2 protein-coding genes are annotated in these 1,139 nt (G+C 43.7%); both read left to right on the top strand.

The window, feature by feature from the left end; all coding sequences use genetic code 11:
• Positions 1–581 (top strand): acetylglutamate kinase (gene argB / locus F6K49_RS51610; protein ID WP_293110756.1); only part of this gene is annotated, 581 nt, incomplete at its 5' end.
• Positions 582–881: 300 nt separating this feature from the next.
• Entirely contained in the window at positions 882–1,010 is a 129-nt protein-coding gene (locus tag F6K49_RS51605; protein ID WP_293062289.1) for a hypothetical protein, read from the top strand.
• Positions 1,011–1,139: the final 129 nt, after the last annotated feature.

The raw sequence follows: 1,139 nt of genomic DNA, 5'->3' as shown, positions 1-1,139 counted from the left end.
AGATGGTGCTGGTGGGTCGGGTGAATAAAGAGTTGGTCTCTGGGATTAACTACGCCGGTGGTAATGCTGTCGGGCTGTGTGGCAAAGATGGTAACTTATTCGTAGCACGCCCACAAGGTCAAGAGGGTATTGGCTTTGTTGGGGAAGTGAGCAGTGTGGATGTGGGGCTATTAGAGTCTTTGGTCAATAGTGGCTACATTCCAGTAGTGTCTAGTGTGGCGGCTGATGATACTGGCCAAGCTTACAATATCAACGCTGACACGGTTGCCGGTGCGATCGCAGCTGCTTTAGAAGCAGAAAAGCTGATCTTGCTGACTGATACCCCTGGGGTTTTGAAGGATCCTAAAGACCCATCTAGCCTGATTGCTCACCTAGATATTCAACAATCACGGGAGTTGATTGACAGTGGGGTAGTGTCTGGTGGGATGATTCCTAAGGTAAACTGCTGTGTGCGATCGCTTGCTCAAGGGGTACGTGCGGCTCATATTATTGATGGTCGCATTCCCCATGCCCTGCTCCTGGAAATCTTCACCGATGAAGGAATCGGTTCGATGATTGTGGCATCGGAATTTAGCAACTAAGGACAAATCGCAAATGGCAACTAGGAAATTGTTAATTGAGGCTCTTCCGTACTTGTTATGCTAAATAAACACTTTTGCAAAGGGAGCAGGGAGCAGGGAGCAGGGAGCAGGGAGTAGTCGGAAGAGGCGGTATTCAGAAAATTTTGCTAGTTAAATAGCCTCAGAACCCCTGTAAAGTAAGCTTTATAAGCTTTTTAACTGTACATTTAGCATCAAAGGTACTGAAGAACCTTAATTGAAAATGGAAATTAATAATTAATTCTTTAATTATTAACAATTAATAGAGAGTTTATCGTAGCTATGAGGTACGAATTATTTTTTACCTCTTCTCTCTTCCGACTTCGCTATTCCCTACTCCCTGCTCCCTGCTCCCTGCTCCCTAAAAACTGTAAATTTGTACCTCACAATTTGTTGAATTGCTATAATTAAAGAATGACTAATGGCTAATGAAAAATTTTACCTTGAGTACCAGTCAGGAAAAGCCGCATTTGAACGAGGAGAATATCGTGCTTCTATAGAGCATTTGACCACAGCCAGAAATCTGGTAAATCTATCCTC

The sequence above is a fragment of the Moorena sp. SIO3I6 genome, from assembly GCF_010672095.1.
Note: the sequence above shows the minus strand (reverse complement) of the source record. Positions and strands in the feature narration are given on the sequence as shown.

What these genes read in the sequence shown, in the direction of transcription:
- F6K49_RS51605 (WP_293062289.1), top strand. Translation starts at nt 882, where the DNA reads ATGAGGTACGAATTATTTTTTACCTCTTCTCTCTTCCGACTTCGCTAT.